Source organism: Pseudomonas sp. NFX98, from assembly GCF_047784845.1.
Classification (GTDB): Bacteria; Pseudomonadota; Gammaproteobacteria; order Pseudomonadales; family Pseudomonadaceae; genus Aquipseudomonas.
In genome coordinates this window covers 172,803-190,358 of record NZ_JBLNNF010000002.1, presented here as the reverse complement: position 1 = coordinate 190,358, position 17,556 = coordinate 172,803, and the positions used below count along the sequence as shown (strand labels likewise).

Here is a 17,556-nt window from a genome sequence, read left to right as displayed (position 1 = left end):
GGATTCGATCCACCGTCAGCGTTTATCGGTCGAATCAAAATGCCGAGGATCACTGGCCAGTTCGCTGGCCAGGAACTCGGCAAACGCGCGCGCCGCCAGGCGTGTGGTGCGGCCCATGGGAAAGTAGGCATGCACCGGCAGCTCGGCCATTTTCCACTGCGGCAGAAGCTGTACCAACGACCCGTTCTCCAACTCCAGTCGGCAAGCCCAGGACGTCGTTGAGACGATACCCATCCCCCCTGCGGCGGCTGCCAGCGCACCGGCGGTGTCGTTGGTGGAAAACTGCGGGCTGAGGTTGACCGACGCCATTTGACCGTCGCGCTCCAATTGCCAGGAAGAGACATGCGCACCGGCCGGGCCGCCGACGATGCGATGCCGTTCCAGTTCTTCGGGGGTGATGGGCGTACCGTGGCGCGCCAGGTAGTCCGGCGATGCCACGATCACTCGACGCATTGTGCCGATCAGCCGGGCGGTCCCGGACAGGTCGGGCAGGTTGCCCACCCGAATGCCGACATCGACGGCTTCCTTGACCATGTCCTGCCATTTGTCTTCGAGCATCAGTTCCAGGTGCAGCAAGGGGTGACGTTCGGTGAAGGCAGACAGCCTAGGAATCACCACGCGGATGCCCATGGTCGAAGGCATGCCGATGCGCAGCAAACCTCGTAGCTCACCGGTTTCACGCACGCTGTTTTCGGCATCGTCGAGGGCGGCGAGGATCGGTTCCATGCGCGCCAGAAACTCCAGGCCGGCCTCGGTCGGGACCACCGCGCGGGTGGTGCGTGACAGCAGTCGCGCGCCGAGTCCCGCCTCCAGTTCGGCAATCATTCGCGACACCTGGGATTGTGTGAGTCCGCTCTCCCGTGCAGCCGCCGAGAAGCTGCCCAGGTGAGCCACGCGGGTGTACAGCCGCAAGCTGAGGATGTCTTTCAAAGGCATGCCGTTTCCTGTGCGAGCGAGCCGTGGCGGCGCGTGCGCGTAAGCGTCGATTAATGCGGAATCAGGATAGATGTTAGCCGAAATCGACCGCTACCGGACGTTCCGGCGGGAAGGGATAGTGGGTCCATCGGCGACGAAGCAGCATGCTTCCCCGAGCGGTCCCAACCCTTTCCAACAGGAACCCACCATGAAAATCGCAAACTCCATTGCCCTGGTGACAGGCGCCAATCGCGGCATCGGCCGCACCTTCGTCGAAGAACTGCTCAAGCGCGGTGTGGCCAAAGTCTACGTCGCCGCTCGCGACACCGCCTCGCTGGCCGAGCTGCTCAAGAATGGCGATCGGCGTCTGGTGCCGCTGCCCCTCGACGTGACTGATCCCGATCAGGTCGCTGCGGCGGCCAGCGTCGCCAGCGATATCACGCTCCTGATCAACAACGCCGGGTATGCCGCGTTCGACGGCGCCATTTCCGCCCCGGATATGCAAGACGCCCGGTTGGAAATGGAGGTGAACTACTTCGGCCCTCTGGCGCTGACCCGTGCCTTTGCGCCGGTCCTGGCGCAGACCGGTGGCGCGGTGCTCAACATGCTGTCGATGTTGTCGCTGATCAGCCTGCCGATGGCCGCAACCTACTCGGCGTCCAAGGCAGCTGGCCTGTCGCTGACCCGCAGTCTGCGCGCTGAACTGGCCGGGCAGGGTACGCAAGTCGTCGGTGTGCTGGCGGTACAAACCGAAACCGCCATGGGCGCCAAACTGCCGGAGCCGCGCCTGAGTCCGCTTGAGGTTGTCACTGACGCCCTGAACGCCATCGAAGCCGGGACCAACGACGAGGTCATCGCCGGGGCCCAGACACGCGGCATCTATCAGGCCTTTACCGCTGACCCGCAAAAGGTCCAGTCGATGATGTCCACCCGGCTGCCGCAACGCCATTCGGCTAACTGACCCTTGAGGTGATTCATGGACTTTCTACAGACCCTTGCCCAGCGCAATGCGGCGTTCGCAGATTCGGACTTTTCTGCCGACCTGAAGATTATCCCGTCGCGCAAAACCATGATCATCGGTTGCGTCGACCCCCGCGTCGACCCGATGGATGTTCTTCAGCTCAAGCCCGGTGAGGCCGCGGTAATCCGCAACGTCGGTGGCCGGGTCAACCCGGCGCTGCTGGAAACCATGGCCATCCTGCGCACCGTTTCGCGGGTCGGTGGTTCTGAGGTCGGAGAGGGCTGGAACCTGATTCTCCTGCATCACACCGATTGCGGCATCAGTGGTTGCCTGCACCACGCCGCCGAACTGCTGGCGAAGCACATGGGCGTTGCGCTGCTGGAACTGGCGGCGCTGGAAATCGACGATCCCTACAAAGCGGTCGCGGTGGATGTGGCGGCGCTGAAGGCTAATCCAAACCTGCCGGGCGGCTTCACCGTCACGGGCCTGGTCTACGACGTGGCCACCGGCCGAATCGATACGGTGGTGCCTGCCGGCCCGTTGAGAACCGAATAAACCAACACCCTTACTTTCTAGTATTGGAGACAGACCATGAAAACGTTTTTGATTACCGGATCTACCGGCGATACGGGCACCCCGACCGTGAAGTACCTGCTTGAACAGGGCCATCGCGTCAAGGCTCTGGTTCGTCGTGAAGATGAACGTTCACAGCAATTGAAGGACTTGGGGGCCGAAATTTGCGTCGGCAACCTGCTGGATCTGAAATCCCTGCGTCCGGCCATGGAAGGCGTCGATGGCGCGTACTTCTGTTATCCGTTGAGCGATGGCCTGGTGGAAGCGGCAGCGCTGTTCGCTCAGGCGGCGAAAGAGCAGGGCGTGAAGCACATCGTCAACATGTCCCACAAACAGTCGCGGCCCGACGCCCGCAGTCAGGCGACGTTGAACCACTGGATGTCGGAACAAATCTTTACCTGGTCCGGCATTCCCGCCACGCACCTGCGAGTGACTTTTTTCGCCCAGTGGATGCTCTACATCGCGCCGTTCATTCGTGAAGGCCGCTATCTGACGCCGTTTGACGCCGACAGCCGCTTCGCGCCGCTTGCCGCCAGCGACATCGCGTTGATTGTCGCCAATATCCTGCTCAAACCGGAAGGACACGGCGGCCAGGCCTACCCGCTGCACGGCCCGATCGAATACAGCCATGCAGAATTGGCCGCTTTGTTGAGCGAAACGCTGGGCAAGCCTGTGCGCTATGAACAGGTTTCTGTCGAAGACTTCGTCAAGCAACTTGGCATCGACGCAGATCCTGCATTTGCCGTGCATTTCAATGCAGTCAAGATCGACCAGCGCGAGAAGCGCCTGGAAGGCCTCGACAGCACCGGCACCGCGATCATTGGTCAGGCGTTGCTGACGCCAGGGCAGTTCATCGAACAGCATCGGGAGCAGTTGGCGTAAGCGAAGGCTGTTGAACACGGGTCGGGTTGGCTGCAAGGCTGTCCGGCCCGTTTTTTTCTCGCCGCGAAATCATGGGTGAAACACGCGAGGTGCGAGGTCTCAAGCGGATTCTTAGTAAGTCGCTGTTTTTTCAATAAAATAAATTTCCGTCGGGGCTTCCCAGGCGTAACAAAAGTTGTTAAATTTCCGCCCACTTTCACACAGCGCCAACGGCGCATGCAGTGAAGGGGAGCAAGCGTTCGCATTGCTCGTATCAGATACAGGGGCGTCGCCAAGCGGTAAGGCAGCAGGTTTTGATCCTGCCATGCGTTGGTTCGAATCCAGCCGCCCCTGCCATTTTTCAAAGCTGACTGATGTTCATGCCCTAAGGCTGACGATCCGCCAGTTCTTCCAGCAGATCTGCTGAAGGCACAAAAAACAAACCACCGGTCACAGCCGTGCTGAAATCCAGCAAACGGTCGTAGTTGCCTGGCGGTTTTCCGACGAACATGTTTTCCAGCATCTGCTCAAGCGGAGCGGGCGAGCGTGCGTAGCCGATGAAGTAAGTACCGAACTCTTTGGCGCCGGGGCGACCGAACGGCATGTTGTCGCGCAGGATTTTCACTTCCTGTCCGTCTTCAGTGATGGTCGTCAGCGCGCTGTGCGAGCTGGTCGGTTTGACCGAGTCATCGAGCTCGATATCCGACAGTTTGGTTCGCCCGATGACCCGTTCCTGCGCCTCGACGGACAAGGCGTTCCATGCGTCCATCTTGTGCAGGTACTTTTGCACCAGCACATAGCTGCCGCCGGTGAACGTCGGATCTTCATTGCCGACGATCGTGAAGTCGACGGCCTTGCAACCCACCGGGTTTTCGGTGCCGTCGACGAAGCCGATGATGCTGCGCATGTCGAAGTAGCGAAAACCCTGGACTTCATCGACCACCGATGCCGCATCGCCAAGCGCTGTGAGCAGTTGCGTCGCCAGCTCGAAACACAGGTCCATATGCTCGGCACGAATGTGCAGCAGAATATCGCCGGGCGTCGCGACAGCTCGGCGGCCCTCTACGCCGAACTCACGAAAGGCATGCAACGAAGCCGGGCGCGGGCCGCCGAACAGGCTGTCCCAGGCGCTGGCGCCAAACCCGCAAATACACGACAAATTGCCCGAGGGCACACGCTTGCCCACCGAGCGTGTGAGGCCTGCGATGTCGGCGCACCAGCCGCGCACTTTGTCGGCCGCATCGCTGCCGGGAACCAGGGTTGCGACGATGAAAATCGCGCTGCGGGTGATGGGGCTGCAGATCGATTGTGGCTCGGGTGTCTCGCTATCCATGGGCATCAGCGTTGTCATAGAACGTTTCCATGAGCGTTGGATGAGTAGCAAGACATTAGCAGAAATCGGATTGACGTCAGTTGCTCCACAACACGAAAGACGCACGCGCTCACGCGATGCGTCTTTTTTCGTTTGAGGTTTTGCTTTCGGTGTTATTGAGCTGCCACCTGGCTCTTGTGGACCGCCTGAATGATCACTTTGGCAACATCGCCCGGACGCGATTGCTGAGGTACATGGCTCGATTTCAGCTCGGTGACTTGTGCGCCGATTTTCTTGGCGAATGCGCGCTGCAAGTCGGGCTGGATCATGTGGTCTTCAGCCGCTACGACGTACCACGACGGTTTGCCTTTCCAGGCTGCGACGCTGGTTTTGTCGTCAAACGCCGAGGCGCGAATCGGTCCCTGCGTAGCCGCCATGATTGCGGTCTGCTGTGCAGGCAGGTCCTGGGCAAAACCTGTCGCCATGCCTTGCGGGGTCATATAGAGAAAGCCGTTTTTATCGGCGGCAATGTCTTTCACGCCAGACGGCGCCGGGTAGTCCTTGCCCAGGTCTTTACTGGCTTGACCGGCATCCGGCGCGAACGCGGCGACGTACACCAGGCCGCTGACCTTCTTGTCGGTGCCGGCCTGACTGATTACCGTACCGCCCCAGGAGTGCCCGACCAGGACCACGTTGTCGCCCTGGTTGTTCAAGACGCGCTGGGTCGCCGCCACATCGTCGGCCAGTGAGGTCAGCGGGTTTTGCACCACGGTGACTTTGATACCTTCAGCCTGCAACAGGGGTACGACTTTGGCCCAGTCGGAGCCATCGGCGAAGGCGCCGTGTACGATGACCACCGAAGGTTGCGCGGTGGCGGCATGGCTTGCAGCGGTAAACAGCGAAGCGGTCATGGCGAGAGCGAGGGCAAGCGTCTTGGGTTTGAACATGGTCAAATCTCCTGTTTTTGGTGAGGTCCAGTTTCATCAATGCCCGCAGGTTCAGGTATCGGTCGTTTATCCGAGGCGAGCGAATAATTTTCAGCGATTGTATGGAGTGCGTTATGCCGGACCGTGACTGCATCGAGCTCGAAGGCGCCATCCTGGCCTTGTCCATGGTCGGTGACTTGAGCATGGGGCAGCCCTTCGACCAGTCACGTCGCACCGCGCGACTGGCCCGATTGCTCGCGCAGTCCTGCGATGGGGCAGGCGATCATCTGGAGGTTGCGCGGCAGGTGGCGCTGTTGCGCTGGTCGGGGTGTACCGCCAACGCCGAGGGCTTCACGCGGTTGCTGGGCGATGATGTCGGCGGGCGTAACGCCATGCTCAGCCAGACACTGAATGCCGCCGGGCAACAGGCGATGCGCAAAACCACGCCCCTGGCGCAAATCCATTGCGAAGTGTCCGGGGATATCGCCCGTACGCTGGGTTTGAATGCAGCGGCTGAACACGGGCTGCGGCATGTGTTCGAACAGTTTGATGGCGAAGGCCGGCCGTTTGGGCTGCGACACCCCGAGGTGCCGGAGGTGGTGTATCAGGTGTTGCTGGCTGGCGATCTGGAAATCATGTCCCGGGTTCACGGGCTGGAGGCTGCGCTGGAGTGGATCACGACCCAGGCTGATCGTCGTTATCCGGCCTCGCTGGCCGCCGAGATTTCGCGCCATGCCGAGGACTGGCTGCAACAACTGCGCACACCGCAAGCCTCTGCATCAGGCTCGACTGGCAGTGGCGCGACAGTCTCGCTCACGCTGGTCAGTGACGTGATCGATCTCAAGCTGTCGTGGCTCGCGGGCTATTCGCGGCGTGCATCGGAACTGGTGCGGGAGGCCGGCAGATTGTCGGGGCTCACAGAGTCATCGGTTGATCAGTTGGGCAAGGCCGCGCTGATTCACGGCATCGGCCGGGCTGCGGTGCCCAATCGAATCTGGAACACCCCAGGTGCATTGCTTGAAGGTGATCTCGAACAGGTACGGCTCGTGCCTTACTGGACATTGCGGGCCAGCACCCAGGTGCCTGAATTGGTCGCACCGGGTCAACTGGCCGCCCACGCTTATGAACGCCTCGATGGCAGCGGCTATTTCCGCAGCCTGAACGGCGATGCCCTACAAACCGAACATTGCCTGTTGGCAGCGGCCCTGGCCTGGCAAGCGCTGATCGCCGACCGACCGTGGCGACCGGCACTCAGTGCGCAACAAGCAGAACAACTGTTGCTCGACGAAGCGGCACAGGGGCGTTTCGATGCGCGTGCCTGTCAGGCCGTCATGGCGGCGGCCCGTGGTGAAAGCAGCGTGGCCCCCGGCAAGGCCAGCGGTGGTCCGCTGTCCGAGCGGGAGACGGAAATCCTGCGGCGTATCAGCATGGGCGGCAGCAACAAGGAAGTTGCGCGCCAGCTCGGCATCAGCCCAAGCACGGTGCGGACCCACGTCGAGAGCGTGTTCCGCAAACTGCAATGCACCACCCGTGCGGCGGCGACGCTCAAGGCGCTGACGCTGGGGCTGATCTGAGTTTCAAAGAGGGATTTGCGGCGTCGACAGCACTTGACGCAATCCCATGAACGAACGGATCTGCCGGACACCCGGCAGGTACAGCAACTGTTCTGCATGCAGGCGGTTGAAGCTCTGGCTGTCCTTGGTCCGCAGCAACATGAAGTAGTCGAACTCCCCAGTCACCACGTGACATTCCATGCAGCCCGAGACCTTTTGCGCGGCGGCCTCGAAGGCGGCAAACGATTCCGGCGTGGAGCGGTCCAGCACCACGCCGATCAACACCACCATTCCCGCATCCAGCGCTTCGGGGTCGAGCAGGGCGACGATGCCCTTGATCAGGCCGGTCTGTTTGAGTCGGTCGACGCGCCGCAGGCAGGCCGGCGGACTCAGTTTCACCTTCTCCGCCAAGGCCACGTTGGAGATCGAAGCATCTCGCTGCAGCGCCTTGAGGATGGCGCGGTCGGTGCGATCAAGCTGCATCGGCTCTGCGGCTTTCTCGCTGGCTTTCTTGTGTTTGTTTGTTGCGTTCATGGTCGTATACACGCAATTAAGTAAAGTTCTGGTTTGATCTGCAATAATAATGCTTCATTTATTGGTGGAAACTTGCAACACAAATTTTCAGGTTTTTTCTTAAGATTGATTCATCGAAGCCCGCTGAAAGAGCTTGGATATCTCAACTTATAAGGAACAACGCCATGAACCTGAATCGCTTCAAACGTTATCCGCTGACCTTCGGTCCATCTCCCATCACGCCCCTCAAACGCCTCAGCGAACACTTGGGCGGCAAGGTGGAGTTGTATGCCAAACGTGAAGATTGCAACAGTGGCCTGGCCTTCGGCGGGAACAAGACACGCAAGCTCGAATACCTGATTCCCGAAGCCATCGATCAGGGCTGCGACACTCTGGTTTCGATTGGCGGCATCCAGTCCAACCAGACCCGCCAGGTCGCTGCGGTCGCTGCCCACCTGGGCATGAAGTGTGTGCTGGTGCAGGAAAACTGGGTGAACTACTCCGACGCCGTGTACGACCGCGTCGGCAACATCGAGATGTCGCGGATCATGGGCGCCGATGTGCGACTGGATGCAGCAGGCTTCGACATCGGCATTCGACCTAGTTGGGAGAAAGCCATGAGCGATGTCGTGGAGCGCGGCGGCAAACCGTTTCCGATCCCCGCAGGCTGTTCCGAGCATCCCTACGGCGGCCTCGGGTTCGTCGGTTTCGCTGAAGAAGTGCGGCAGCAGGAACAGGAACTGGGCTTCAAGTTTGACTACATCGTGGTCTGTTCCGTGACCGGCAGCACCCAGGCCGGCATGATTGTGGGGTTTGCGGCGGACGGTCGTTCGAAGAACGTCATCGGTATCGATGCCTCGGCCAAACCGGAAAAAACCAAGGCGCAAATCCTGCGCATCGCTCGCCATACCGCCGAACTAGTGGATCTGGGCCGCGAAATCACCGAAGACGATGTGGTGCTCGATACGCGCTTCGCCTATCCCGAATATGGCCTGCCCAACGACGGGACACTGGAAGCGATCCGCCTGTGCGGCAGCCTCGAAGGGGTGCTGACCGACCCGGTGTACGAGGGCAAATCGATGCACGGCATGATCGAAATGGTCCGTCGCGGTGAATTCCCCGAAGGGTCAAAAGTGCTTTACGCCCACCTCGGTGGCGCTCCGGCGCTGAACGCCTACAGCTTCCTGTTTCGTAACGGCTGAACCGAGCTTCGGGATTAAACGCAGGTCGGGTGGGAGCGGGCTTGCCCGCGATGGCGGTGGATCAGCCAACCTTGATGTTGAATGTGATGACCCCATCGCGGGCAAGCCCGCTCCCACAGGGCCGAGACTTGGCCCACTAACTAAACCGGGAGTACCGCCATGCATGCCATTTCGCAATCCGCAACCTGGATCAAAGAGCCTCTGGCGGATGTCGGGGTAGTGATCGTCACCAGCGCCGCGCTGCCCAAGTACATGATTGACCGGTTGCACGTGGCAATCGACGACTGGGATCAGGTCGCTTACCTGGTGGTGACGCAACCCAAGGTGTTGATGCACGACTGGTTGCAAGTCAGTTCCGAACTGACGGAGCAGGTTCCGGCCTCCACCTGCCAGGCCACTCGATTGTTGAGTGGCGTATCCAAAGGCTGTTTTTTACTGGATGTCGAGATCACCCCGATACCCGGCCTGACCTGGCTGGGTTCGGTGTGCGGCCACCCGCTGCGTGTGATCAATCCGGGAACGCCGGCGCTATCCGGCGCCGCTATGGATAAGCAGGTGGAGGCCATTTTATCGATGGCCCGGACGCTGGCCAAAAGCGTGCTGCAAGAGCGTTGCGCCCTCTAGAAATCCCGCTGCCCATTCAACGGCTGAATCAACTATTCAAACAAGAAAGACAACGCCTATGAACCGATCCGCCGACTACCGTCATCAAACCATGAAATGGATGCGTGAGCCGTCCAGCTGCACGCGCATCGTGGTCATCGCGTCCGGGCTTGATAGCGACCATATTGACTTGATGCATCATGGTTTCAGCTGTTTCGACAACATCGCCCTTATGCAGGTAGACAAGGCTGACACAGGACCCGAGAAGCTTGTCGAGGTGCAAGCCGACTACAGTTTTGTAGTGTTCGGTCAGCTGGATGAACGCTTGCTGCACGGTAAGCCATGCGTCTACCACGTCACCCACGACACCTGGGCGGAGCGTTCCGTCATTGACGCGGTAGAGCACGTCAAAAGCCTCGCCCGAGTCAGCCATTCACGCCACCTTGAAGCGTTACCCGACAGTTGCAGGAGATGCTCATGAACCCGTCCGATCATCATGCCCAATTGCCGGGCCAGGCCGCAGAAGACAGCGAGGAAGTCGCCGAATGGCGTGACGCCTTGCTGTCGGTCATCGCCCATGGCGGCACTGCCCAGGCCAGACAGATCCTCGACATGCTGGTGGCGGTGGCGAGCAGCGCGGACATCGGCTGGCGGCCCAGCCACGGCACGCCATACATCAACACCATCAGTGTCGAACGCCAGCCGGTCTTCCCCGGGGACCTGGCCATCGAGGAGCGTCTGGCGTCGATCATGCGCTGGAATGCCTTGGCCATGGTCGCCCGTGCCAACCACGCGTATGGCGAATTGGGTGGCCACATCGCCAGTTATGCCAGCGCCGCCGATTTGTTCGAAGTGGGCTTCAACCATTTCTTCAACGCGCGCACCGAAAGCAGTGGCGGTGACCTGGTGTTTTATCAACCGCATTCGGCACCGGGCGTCTATGCCCGCGCCTTTCTCGAAGGACGGCTCGACGAGCAGGACTTGCAGCACTATCGGCAGGAAATCGGCGCCCGCGCCAATGGTGCACGGGGTTTGTCGAGTTATCCGCACCCGTGGTTGATGCCGGACTTCTGGCAATTCCCGACCGGCTCCATGGGCATCGGCCCGATCAGCTCGATCTACCAGGCGCGATTCATGCGTTACCTGGACCACCGGGGCCTGCAAGACACCAAGGGTCGAACCGTCTGGGGCGTGTTCGGCGACGGTGAAATGGACGAGCCGGAAAGCATGTCGGCGCTGACCCTGGCCGCGCGCGAAGGGTTGGACAATCTGGTGTGGGTGGTCAACTGCAACCTGCAACGGCTGGACGGGCCGGTGCGCGGCAATGGTCGCATCATCGACGAGCTGGAAGCGCTGTTCGGCGGCGCCGGGTGGAACGTGATCAAACTGGTCTGGGGTTCCGATTGGGACGGCCTGTTTGCACGGGATGCCGATGGTGCGCTGGTCAAGGCGTTGTCCAGCACCGTCGACGGTCAGTTCCAGACGTTCGCGGCAAAAGACGGGCGCTTCAACCGCGACCATTTCTTCGGCCAGAACGAGGCATTGGCGCATCTGGCCCAAGGCTTGAGCGATGAGCAGATCGATCGCCTCAAGCGCGGCGGCCACGACATCGTGAAAATCCATGCGGCGTATCAAAGCGCGCTGCTCGAAGGCAAGAAACCCACGGTGATTCTGGCGCAGACCAAGAAGGGTTTCGGCATGGGCGATGCCGGGCAAGGCAAGATGACCGTGCACCAGCAGAAGAAACTCGACAAGGACGCGTTGATCGCCTTCCGCAACCGCTTCAACTTGCCGCTGACCGACGAGCAGGCAGAATCCCTGAGCTTCTTCAAACCCGAAGAAGACAGCGCCGAAATGCGTTACCTGCATGAGCGACGCCAGGCATTGGGCGGCTACATGCCTGCACGGCCCACCACCAGCGAGTCATTGGCCGTCCCCGAGATCAACAGTTATGCCGGGTTCGCCATTGCCGCCGAAGGCAAGGAAATGTCCACCACCATGGCGTTCGTGCGGATGCTCAGTGGTTTGCTGCGGGACAAACAATTGGGGCCGCGCATCGTGCCGATCGTGGCGGATGAAGCGCGGACGTTCGGCATGGCCAGCCTGTTCAAGCAGATCGGGATTTATTCCAGCGTCGGCCAGCGCTATGAGCCGGAAGACATCGGTTCGATTCTCAGCTATCGGGAAGCGCTCGACGGCCAGATTCTGGAGGAGGGCATCAGCGAGGCCGGGGCGATCAGTTCCTGGGTCGCCGCCGCGACCAGTTACTCGGTGCATGGCCTGCCGATGTTGCCGTTCTACATCTATTACTCGATGTTCGGCTTCCAGCGCATCGGCGACCTGATCTGGGCGGCGGCGGATCAACGGGCCCGGGGCTTTCTGCTGGGGGCCACGGCAGGGCGCACGACATTGGGCGGGGAAGGGTTGCAGCATCAGGATGGCAATAGCCACCTGATGGCGGCGATGGTCCCCAACTGCCGTGCCTACGACCCGGCGTTCGCCGGCGAATTCGCGGTGATTCTCGATCACGGCATGCGTCAGATGCTGGAACGTCAGGTGGACGAGTTCTACTACGTCACCCTGATGAACGAAAACTACCCGCAACCCAACCTTCCTGACGGCGTCGAGCAGGCGATCATCAAGGGCATGTACCTGTTTGCCCGGCATGAATTCGAGGATGCCCGTGGCCGCGTGCAGTTGCTGGGTTCCGGGGCCATCCTGCGCGAAGTGATTGCCGCCGCCGAATTGCTCGCCAGCGACTGGAACATCGACAGCCAGGTGTGGAGCGTCACCAGTTTCACCGAGTTGGCCCGTGATGCCCGTGAAGTGGAGCGCTGGAATCGACTGCATCCGCAACAACCGGCACGGCAGAGCCATGTGCAAGCGTCGCTCAACGACTCGGCGCCGATCATCGCCTGCACTGATTACGTTCGCGCCTTGCCGCAGTTGATCGGCAGTTATCTGGATGCCCACTACACCGTGCTCGGCACCGACGGTTTTGGCCGCAGCGACACTCGCCACAGGCTGCGCGAGTTCTTCGAAGTGGACCGCCATCAGATCGTCTTGAGTGCGCTGACGGCACTGGTTCACGAGGGAACGCTGGACGCGAGCGTGTGTGCCGAGGCCATCGCCAGGTACGCCATTGACGTTGACGGCGTGGCGCCCTGGGAAGCCTGAAACCGGGCTTGGTGTGAGTCGATTTTTCAGGAAGTGTTTATGAAGAATGTGCGTGAAATTCGTCTGCCCGATATCGGGGACGCCAAGGATGTGGGCGTCATAGAAATCCTCGCCAAGGCGGGCGACACCGTGGTCGAAGGACAGACCCTGATCATTGTCGAGACCGACAAGGCGTCCATGGAAATTCCATCGCCCCATGGGGGTGTGTTGCAGTCATTGGCGGTCAGGCTGGACGACAAGGTCAGCGAAGGCTCGGCGATTGCCAGTATCGAGGTTGATCAGCCAGCGGCACAGCCCGTTGTCGAACCCGCTGATATTCCTGATGAGCCTGCGGTAGTGGCGCCATTCGAGATTGTTGTCTCAACAACGGACTTGCCCCTGGCATCGCCTTCGGTGCGCAAGTTCTCACGGGAACTGGGTGTTTCGCTGCAAAGCATCCGAGGGACCGGCCTGCGCAATCGCATCACCAAGGCTGACGTGTTGGCCCATGTAAAAGCAGCGCTGAGTGCCTTGCCTCAAACCGCCACGGCAACTCAACCCTTGGGTGATTTGCTGCCGTGGCCGGTGGTCGATTTCGCCAAATTCGGGCCGGTGGCAAGCAGGCCGCTGTCGCGAATCAGGAAAATAAGCGGCGCCAATCTGCATCGCAATTGGGTGATGATCCCTCACGTCACCAATCACGACGATGCCGATATCACCCAACTCGAACAATTTCGCGTGCAGGTGAACAAGGAAAATGCCTCGACCGGGGTGAAGATCACGTTGCTGGCGTTGCTGATGAAAGCCTGTGCGGCGGCGCTGAAGCAATTCCCCGAGTTCAATGCGAGCCTCAATGGCGATGGACTGGTGCTCAAAGGTTACGTGCATATAGGTTTCGCCGCCGATACGCCGCAAGGGCTGGTGGTGCCGGTGATCAGGGATGTCGACCAGAAAGGTATTCGAGCAATTGCAACGGAAATGTCGGAACTGGCGGCCAAGGCCCGGGAGGGCAAATTGAGCGCCGCCGACATGAGTGGTGGCTGCTTCTCGATTTCATCGTTGGGCGGCATCGGTGGAACCTACTTCACACCGATCATCAATGCACCGGAAGTGGCGATTCTGGGCGTGGGCAAGAGTGTCGAACGACTGGCCCTGGAGCAGGGCGAGGTGGTCACGCGCAACATGCTGCCGTTGAGCCTGAGTTGGGATCATCGGGTCATCGATGGCGCGGCGGCGGGGCGTTTCAATGCTTATCTGACAGGGGTGTTGGCTGATTATCGTCGGCTGGTTTTGTAGCGGTCAGGTGCCACGCTGCAACAGCAGCGGGCACCGTGGTTCGGCGGTCAGGCGCGGCGGATGTCGACCCACACCGGACCGTCGGGATACTGGTAACGTTCCAGGGTTTCGGCGGTCATTTCGATGCTGTAGCCAGGACGCTGCGGCGGCATATAGCGGCCACGGCGGATCACCACCGGATCGAGGAAGTGTTCGTGCAGGTGGTCGACGTATTCCAGAACACGGTTGTGCAGCGAGGCCGAGACGGCGATGTAGTCGAACAGGGCGATGTTCTGCACGTATTCGCACAAGCCGACACCGCCGCCATGGGGGCAGACCGGCACGTCGAACTTGGCGGCCATCAGCAGCACGATCAGCACCTCGTTGAGCCCGCCCAGACGTGCCGCGTCCAGTTGGCAGAAATCCACCGCGCCGGCCTGGAACATCTGCTTGAACATCACCCGGTTGTGGCAATGCTCTCCGGTGGCGACGCCGATCGGTGCGATGCGCTGGCGGATACTGGCATGGCCGAGAATGTCGTCGGGGCTGGTCGGCTCCTCGATCCACAGCGGTTCGAACGCGGCGAGGCGGCGCATGTTGGCGACCGATTCATCGACGTCCCAGACCTGATTGGCGTCCATCATCAGCGTCCGCTCCCAGCCGATTTCTTCACGTAGAATCGTGGCGCGACGGATGTCGTCTTCGAGATTCGCGCCGATTTTCTGCTTGATGTGGATCCAGCCATCCTCGACCGCTTCGCGGGCCAATTGACGCATTTTTTCTTCGCTGTAGCCGAGCCAGCCGGGCGCGGTGGTGTAGCCGGGATAGCCTTCGCGCAGCATGTGCGCCTCACGCTGGGCCTTGCCCGGCACCTGGCGGCGCAGCAGGGCGATGGCTTCTTCAGGGGTGAGCACGTCGGTGACGTAGCTGAAGTCCAGGCAGCGCACCAGTTGTTCCGGCGTCATGTCGGCCAGCAATTTCCACACGGGTTTGCCTTCGTGCTTGGCCCACAGGTCCCAGACGGCGTTGACGATCGCCGCGGTGGCGAGGTGGATCACGCCTTTTTCCGGGCCCAGCCAGCGCAGTTGGCTGTCGCCGACGGTGATGTTGTGCCAGAAAGCGCCCATGTCGGCGACGATCTCTTCCAGCGACAAACCGACCACCATCGGCGCCAGGGATTGCACCGCCGCCACACAGATTTCATTGCCACGGCCGATGGTGAAGGTCAGGCCGTGGCCTTCAAGATTGGCCGGGGCGTCGGTGTGTAGAACGACGTAGGACGCGGAGTAATCCGGTGCGCTGTTCATCGCATCGGAGCCGTCAAGGGACAGGGAAGTGGGGAAGCGGATGTCGCGAACGCTCAGATGGGTGATTCGAATAGGCATGGCGGGCTCTTGTTCTTGAAGACCATTTGGAGACTCGACTGTAGGTCGACGAGCGATATGTGCATAATCGCGATTTCCTAAGCAGGGATACCGGATTTGATATGTCTTCCAGCCCAGAAGTCGCCACGCTCACGCCGAATAATTTTGGCGCCCTGAAAATTTCCAGCCGACAGATCACCTTGCTTCATGCCTTGGGTGAGTTCGGCAACCTGCGCCGGGCGGCTGCGGCGATGCACACCACGCAACCTGCCGCCAGCTTGCTGTTGCAGCAATTGGAAGAGCGTCTTGGTGTGCGTCTGTTCGAGCGCTTGCCGCGCGGCATGCAGCCAACCTTGTATGGCGAAGTGATGATCCGCTACGCCCAGGGCGCGCTGCATGAGTTCGAGCATGCCCAGGCGCAGATCGCGGAACTGGCACGCGGGGCTGCGGGGTTGGTGCGCATCGGCAGTGTGATGGGGCCGGTGCCCCGACTTCTGACGAAAGCGGTGCTGGCGTACAAGCGCGATTACCCCAAGGTGCGCATTTCGATTGAGGTCGGTACCAGCGATACCTTGCTGCCGGCCTTGCTGCGCGGTGATTTTGATGTGGTATTGGGGCGCTTGCCGGATCAGAGCGACAGCCAGGATCTGCATATCGAGCTGTTCGATCAGGGTGAGCAGATGCGCGTGATCGCCCGGGCCGGTCACCCGTTGGCGGGTTCTTCGCCATTGCAGTTGGCCGACTTGATCACGATGACCTGGATCCTGCATCCCATCGGCAGCCCCATGCGTCGGCGGGTGGAAAGTGCCCTTAAGGCTGGCGGTATGGTGCAGGCGCTGGACATTGTCGAGACCGCTTCGATCCTGGCGACCACGGCGATGCTTGAGGCGTCAGACATGATCGCGGTGGTGCCCAATGATGTGGCCGAGCATTATGCGCGCTACGGGATGGTCACGGTTTTGCCGGTGGAGTTGCCGATTTCCATGGTCAACATTGGTTTGCTGACGTTGCGGTCTCGGCCTAGATCCGTGGTTTTGGATAGGTTGTTGAATTATTTGCGTGAGCAATAATTTTGAGTCGCCGAGGGGCGGGCGGATCAAAAGCAACTGCGCAGATGTATCACACCAAAATGTAGGAGCTGTCGAGTGCAACGAGGCTGCGATCTTTTGACGTTGTTTTTTAAAGGCAAGATCAAAAGATCGCAGCCTCGTTGCACTCGACAGCTCCTACAGAGAATGCGGTTTTTCCAAGTAACCCGCAGCAACGGATATGTACACTGTCCGAGCGCTGGCAAGCCAACTCTCGCAAATAGAACCCTTCACCTTCTAAAGAGGCAACGCCCCCCGATGCCATCGGACATCACCCATTCCAGTTTCTGCAACTGGGTGCGCTTCAAGCACCTGGTGCTGATCGACACCCTGGCGCGCACGCGCAACATGCACGCCACCGCCATCCGGATGAATCTCAGTCAGCCAGCCTTGAGCAAGATGCTGCGTGATCTGGAGGAGCAGTTCGGCTTTGCCCTGTTCGAGCGTCTGCCGCGCAGCATGCCGCCCACGGAGCTGGGCGAGCATGTGGTGCGGTATGCCCAGGGTGCGTTGGCCGATTCACACAAGTTTGTCGATCAGGTCAATCGGCTGCGCAAGGGCGGGCATGGCTTTCTCAAGGTGGGCGGGATTTTTGCGGCGACCTCGGTGGTGCTGCCCCAGGCTATCGCCGCGATCAAGGCGCGCAGTCCTTTGCTGTCGATCGAAGTAGTTGAACAGTCCAGCGACCATCTGCTGGCCATGCTTGAGCAAAACAAACTGGACCTGATGATCGGTCGCTTTACCGAAGAGCGTTACAGCCAGGTCTTCGATTTTCAGCCCTTGGAACCCGAGCCCTTCAGCCTGGTGGTCAACAGTAGTCATCCGCTCAATGAGCTGGACTTCACGCCGCTGGAAGCGCTCGGCGAGTGGCCGTGGGTGCTATATCCGGTCGGTACGCCGATTCGCGATCGCCTGGAGTTGGCGTTCAAGGCCGCAGGCATCACATCGCCGGCGGACAGCGTCAATACCATCTCCATGCAGATGTTCCTGCAACTGCTGCACTCGGGACCGATGATCGCCATGTTGCCCCGATCGATGGTGGCGGCACAGCTGGATAGCGGTCAGTTCAAGGAGCTGAAAACTCCATTGCATCTGGCGCCGCTGGAGTACGGGATCATTACCCGCAAGGACGAGCCGCTCACCGGTTCGGCCCGGGAATTCGCCGACATCCTGCTCGATTTCGCGCGTCAGCGGCAGGAGGCAGAATCGGCGAGCGATTGATTAGTCTCGCGCATTAAGCCAATTCGATAACGT

At 60.4% G+C, this 17,556-nt stretch carries 16 protein-coding genes and 1 tRNA gene; 11 read left to right on the top strand and 6 right to left on the bottom strand.

Going from position 1 to position 17,556, the window contains the following annotated elements; genetic code table 11:
• Nucleotides 1-15 precede the first annotated feature (15 nt).
• Nucleotides 16-936, bottom strand: a complete 921-nt coding sequence (locus tag ACM110_RS03330) for a LysR substrate-binding domain-containing protein (protein WP_416126556.1) — start codon at nt 934-936, stop codon at nt 16-18.
• Nucleotides 937-1,123: 187 nt separating this feature from the next.
• Between ACM110_RS03330 and ACM110_RS03325 the strand changes: the two genes are divergently transcribed.
• The 4 genes from ACM110_RS03325 to ACM110_RS03310 all read left to right on the top strand — a co-directional run bounded on the left by ACM110_RS03325 (nt 1,124) and on the right by ACM110_RS03310 (nt 3,667).
• Nucleotides 1,124-1,876, top strand: a complete 753-nt coding sequence (locus ACM110_RS03325; protein ID WP_416126555.1) for an SDR family NAD(P)-dependent oxidoreductase — start codon at nt 1,124-1,126, stop codon at nt 1,874-1,876.
• Nucleotides 1,877-1,891: 15 nt separating this feature from the next.
• A complete protein-coding gene (locus ACM110_RS03320; RefSeq protein WP_416126554.1) occupies nt 1,892-2,431 on the top strand; it encodes a carbonic anhydrase in 540 nt (179 codons plus the stop codon).
• Between the two features lie 36 nt (nt 2,432-2,467).
• A complete protein-coding gene (locus tag ACM110_RS03315; RefSeq protein ID WP_416126553.1) occupies nt 2,468-3,331 on the top strand; it encodes an NmrA family NAD(P)-binding protein in 864 nt (287 codons plus the stop codon).
• A 261-nt stretch (nt 3,332-3,592) separates the two neighbouring features.
• Nucleotides 3,593-3,667, top strand: a tRNA-Gln gene (locus tag ACM110_RS03310).
• Nucleotides 3,668-3,695: 28 nt separating this feature from the next.
• Here the strand turns inward: ACM110_RS03310 and ACM110_RS03305 are convergent.
• Both ACM110_RS03305 and ACM110_RS03300 read right to left on the bottom strand, forming a co-directional pair.
• The gene (locus tag ACM110_RS03305; protein WP_416126759.1) at nt 3,696-4,643 is read right to left on the bottom strand and encodes a Dyp-type peroxidase; all 948 of its coding nucleotides are present in this window, start codon (nt 4,641-4,643) and stop codon (nt 3,696-3,698) included.
• Between the two features lie 152 nt (nt 4,644-4,795).
• Nucleotides 4,796-5,569: an alpha/beta hydrolase gene (locus tag ACM110_RS03300; protein WP_416126552.1), complete on the bottom strand. Its 774-nt coding sequence runs from the start codon at nt 5,567-5,569 to the stop codon at nt 4,796-4,798.
• Between the two features lie 113 nt (nt 5,570-5,682).
• Here ACM110_RS03300 and ACM110_RS03295 point away from each other — a divergent pair, with 113 nt between their 5' ends.
• Complete coding sequence (locus tag ACM110_RS03295; RefSeq protein WP_416126551.1) at nt 5,683-7,122, top strand: HD domain-containing phosphohydrolase; 1,440 nt, start codon at nt 5,683-5,685, stop codon at nt 7,120-7,122.
• Nucleotides 7,123-7,125: 3 nt separating this feature from the next.
• Here the strand turns inward: ACM110_RS03295 and ACM110_RS03290 are convergent, their stop codons facing one another.
• Nucleotides 7,126-7,635 (bottom strand): Lrp/AsnC family transcriptional regulator, encoded by a 510-nt coding sequence (locus ACM110_RS03290; protein ID WP_416126550.1) that lies wholly within the window; start codon nt 7,633-7,635, stop codon nt 7,126-7,128.
• A 164-nt stretch (nt 7,636-7,799) separates the two neighbouring features.
• On the opposite strand from ACM110_RS03290, the gene ACM110_RS03285 reads away from it, so the two are divergent.
• Nucleotides 7,800-8,816 carry a 1-aminocyclopropane-1-carboxylate deaminase gene (locus tag ACM110_RS03285; protein WP_416126549.1) on the top strand — a complete coding sequence of 339 codons (1,017 nt, stop codon included), beginning with the start codon at nt 7,800-7,802 and terminating at the stop codon, nt 8,814-8,816.
• A gap of 159 nt (nt 8,817-8,975) precedes the next feature.
• Complete coding sequence (locus tag ACM110_RS03280) at nt 8,976-9,440, top strand: transketolase (protein WP_416126548.1); 465 nt, start codon at nt 8,976-8,978, stop codon at nt 9,438-9,440.
• 28 nt (nt 9,441-9,468) lie between these two features.
• On the opposite strand, the gene ACM110_RS03275 is transcribed toward ACM110_RS03280, so the two are convergent.
• Entirely contained in the window at nt 9,469-9,852 is a 384-nt protein-coding gene (locus tag ACM110_RS03275; protein WP_416126547.1) for a hypothetical protein, read from the bottom strand.
• Nucleotides 9,853-9,896: 44 nt separating this feature from the next.
• On the opposite strand from ACM110_RS03275, the gene mdeB reads away from it, so the two are divergent.
• Entirely contained in the window at nt 9,897-12,596 is a 2,700-nt protein-coding gene (mdeB, locus tag ACM110_RS03270; protein ID WP_416126546.1) for an alpha-ketoglutarate dehydrogenase, read from the top strand.
• A 39-nt stretch (nt 12,597-12,635) separates the two neighbouring features.
• Nucleotides 12,636-13,871 (top strand): dihydrolipoyllysine-residue acetyltransferase, encoded by a 1,236-nt coding sequence (locus ACM110_RS03265; protein ID WP_416126545.1) that lies wholly within the window; start codon nt 12,636-12,638, stop codon nt 13,869-13,871.
• A 47-nt stretch (nt 13,872-13,918) separates the two neighbouring features.
• On the opposite strand, the gene ACM110_RS03260 is transcribed toward ACM110_RS03265, so the two are convergent.
• Nucleotides 13,919-15,235, bottom strand: a complete 1,317-nt coding sequence (locus tag ACM110_RS03260; protein ID WP_416126544.1) for an L-fuconate dehydratase — start codon at nt 15,233-15,235, stop codon at nt 13,919-13,921.
• 101 nt (nt 15,236-15,336) lie between these two features.
• Between ACM110_RS03260 and ACM110_RS03255 the strand changes: the two genes are divergently transcribed.
• Together ACM110_RS03255 and ACM110_RS03250 are read left to right on the top strand one after the other, a co-directional pair.
• Complete coding sequence (locus ACM110_RS03255) at nt 15,337-16,284, top strand: LysR family transcriptional regulator (protein ID WP_416126543.1); 948 nt, start codon at nt 15,337-15,339, stop codon at nt 16,282-16,284.
• Between the two features lie 276 nt (nt 16,285-16,560).
• Complete coding sequence (locus ACM110_RS03250; RefSeq protein WP_338581199.1) at nt 16,561-17,523, top strand: LysR family transcriptional regulator; 963 nt, start codon at nt 16,561-16,563, stop codon at nt 17,521-17,523.
• Nucleotides 17,524-17,556: the final 33 nt, after the last annotated feature.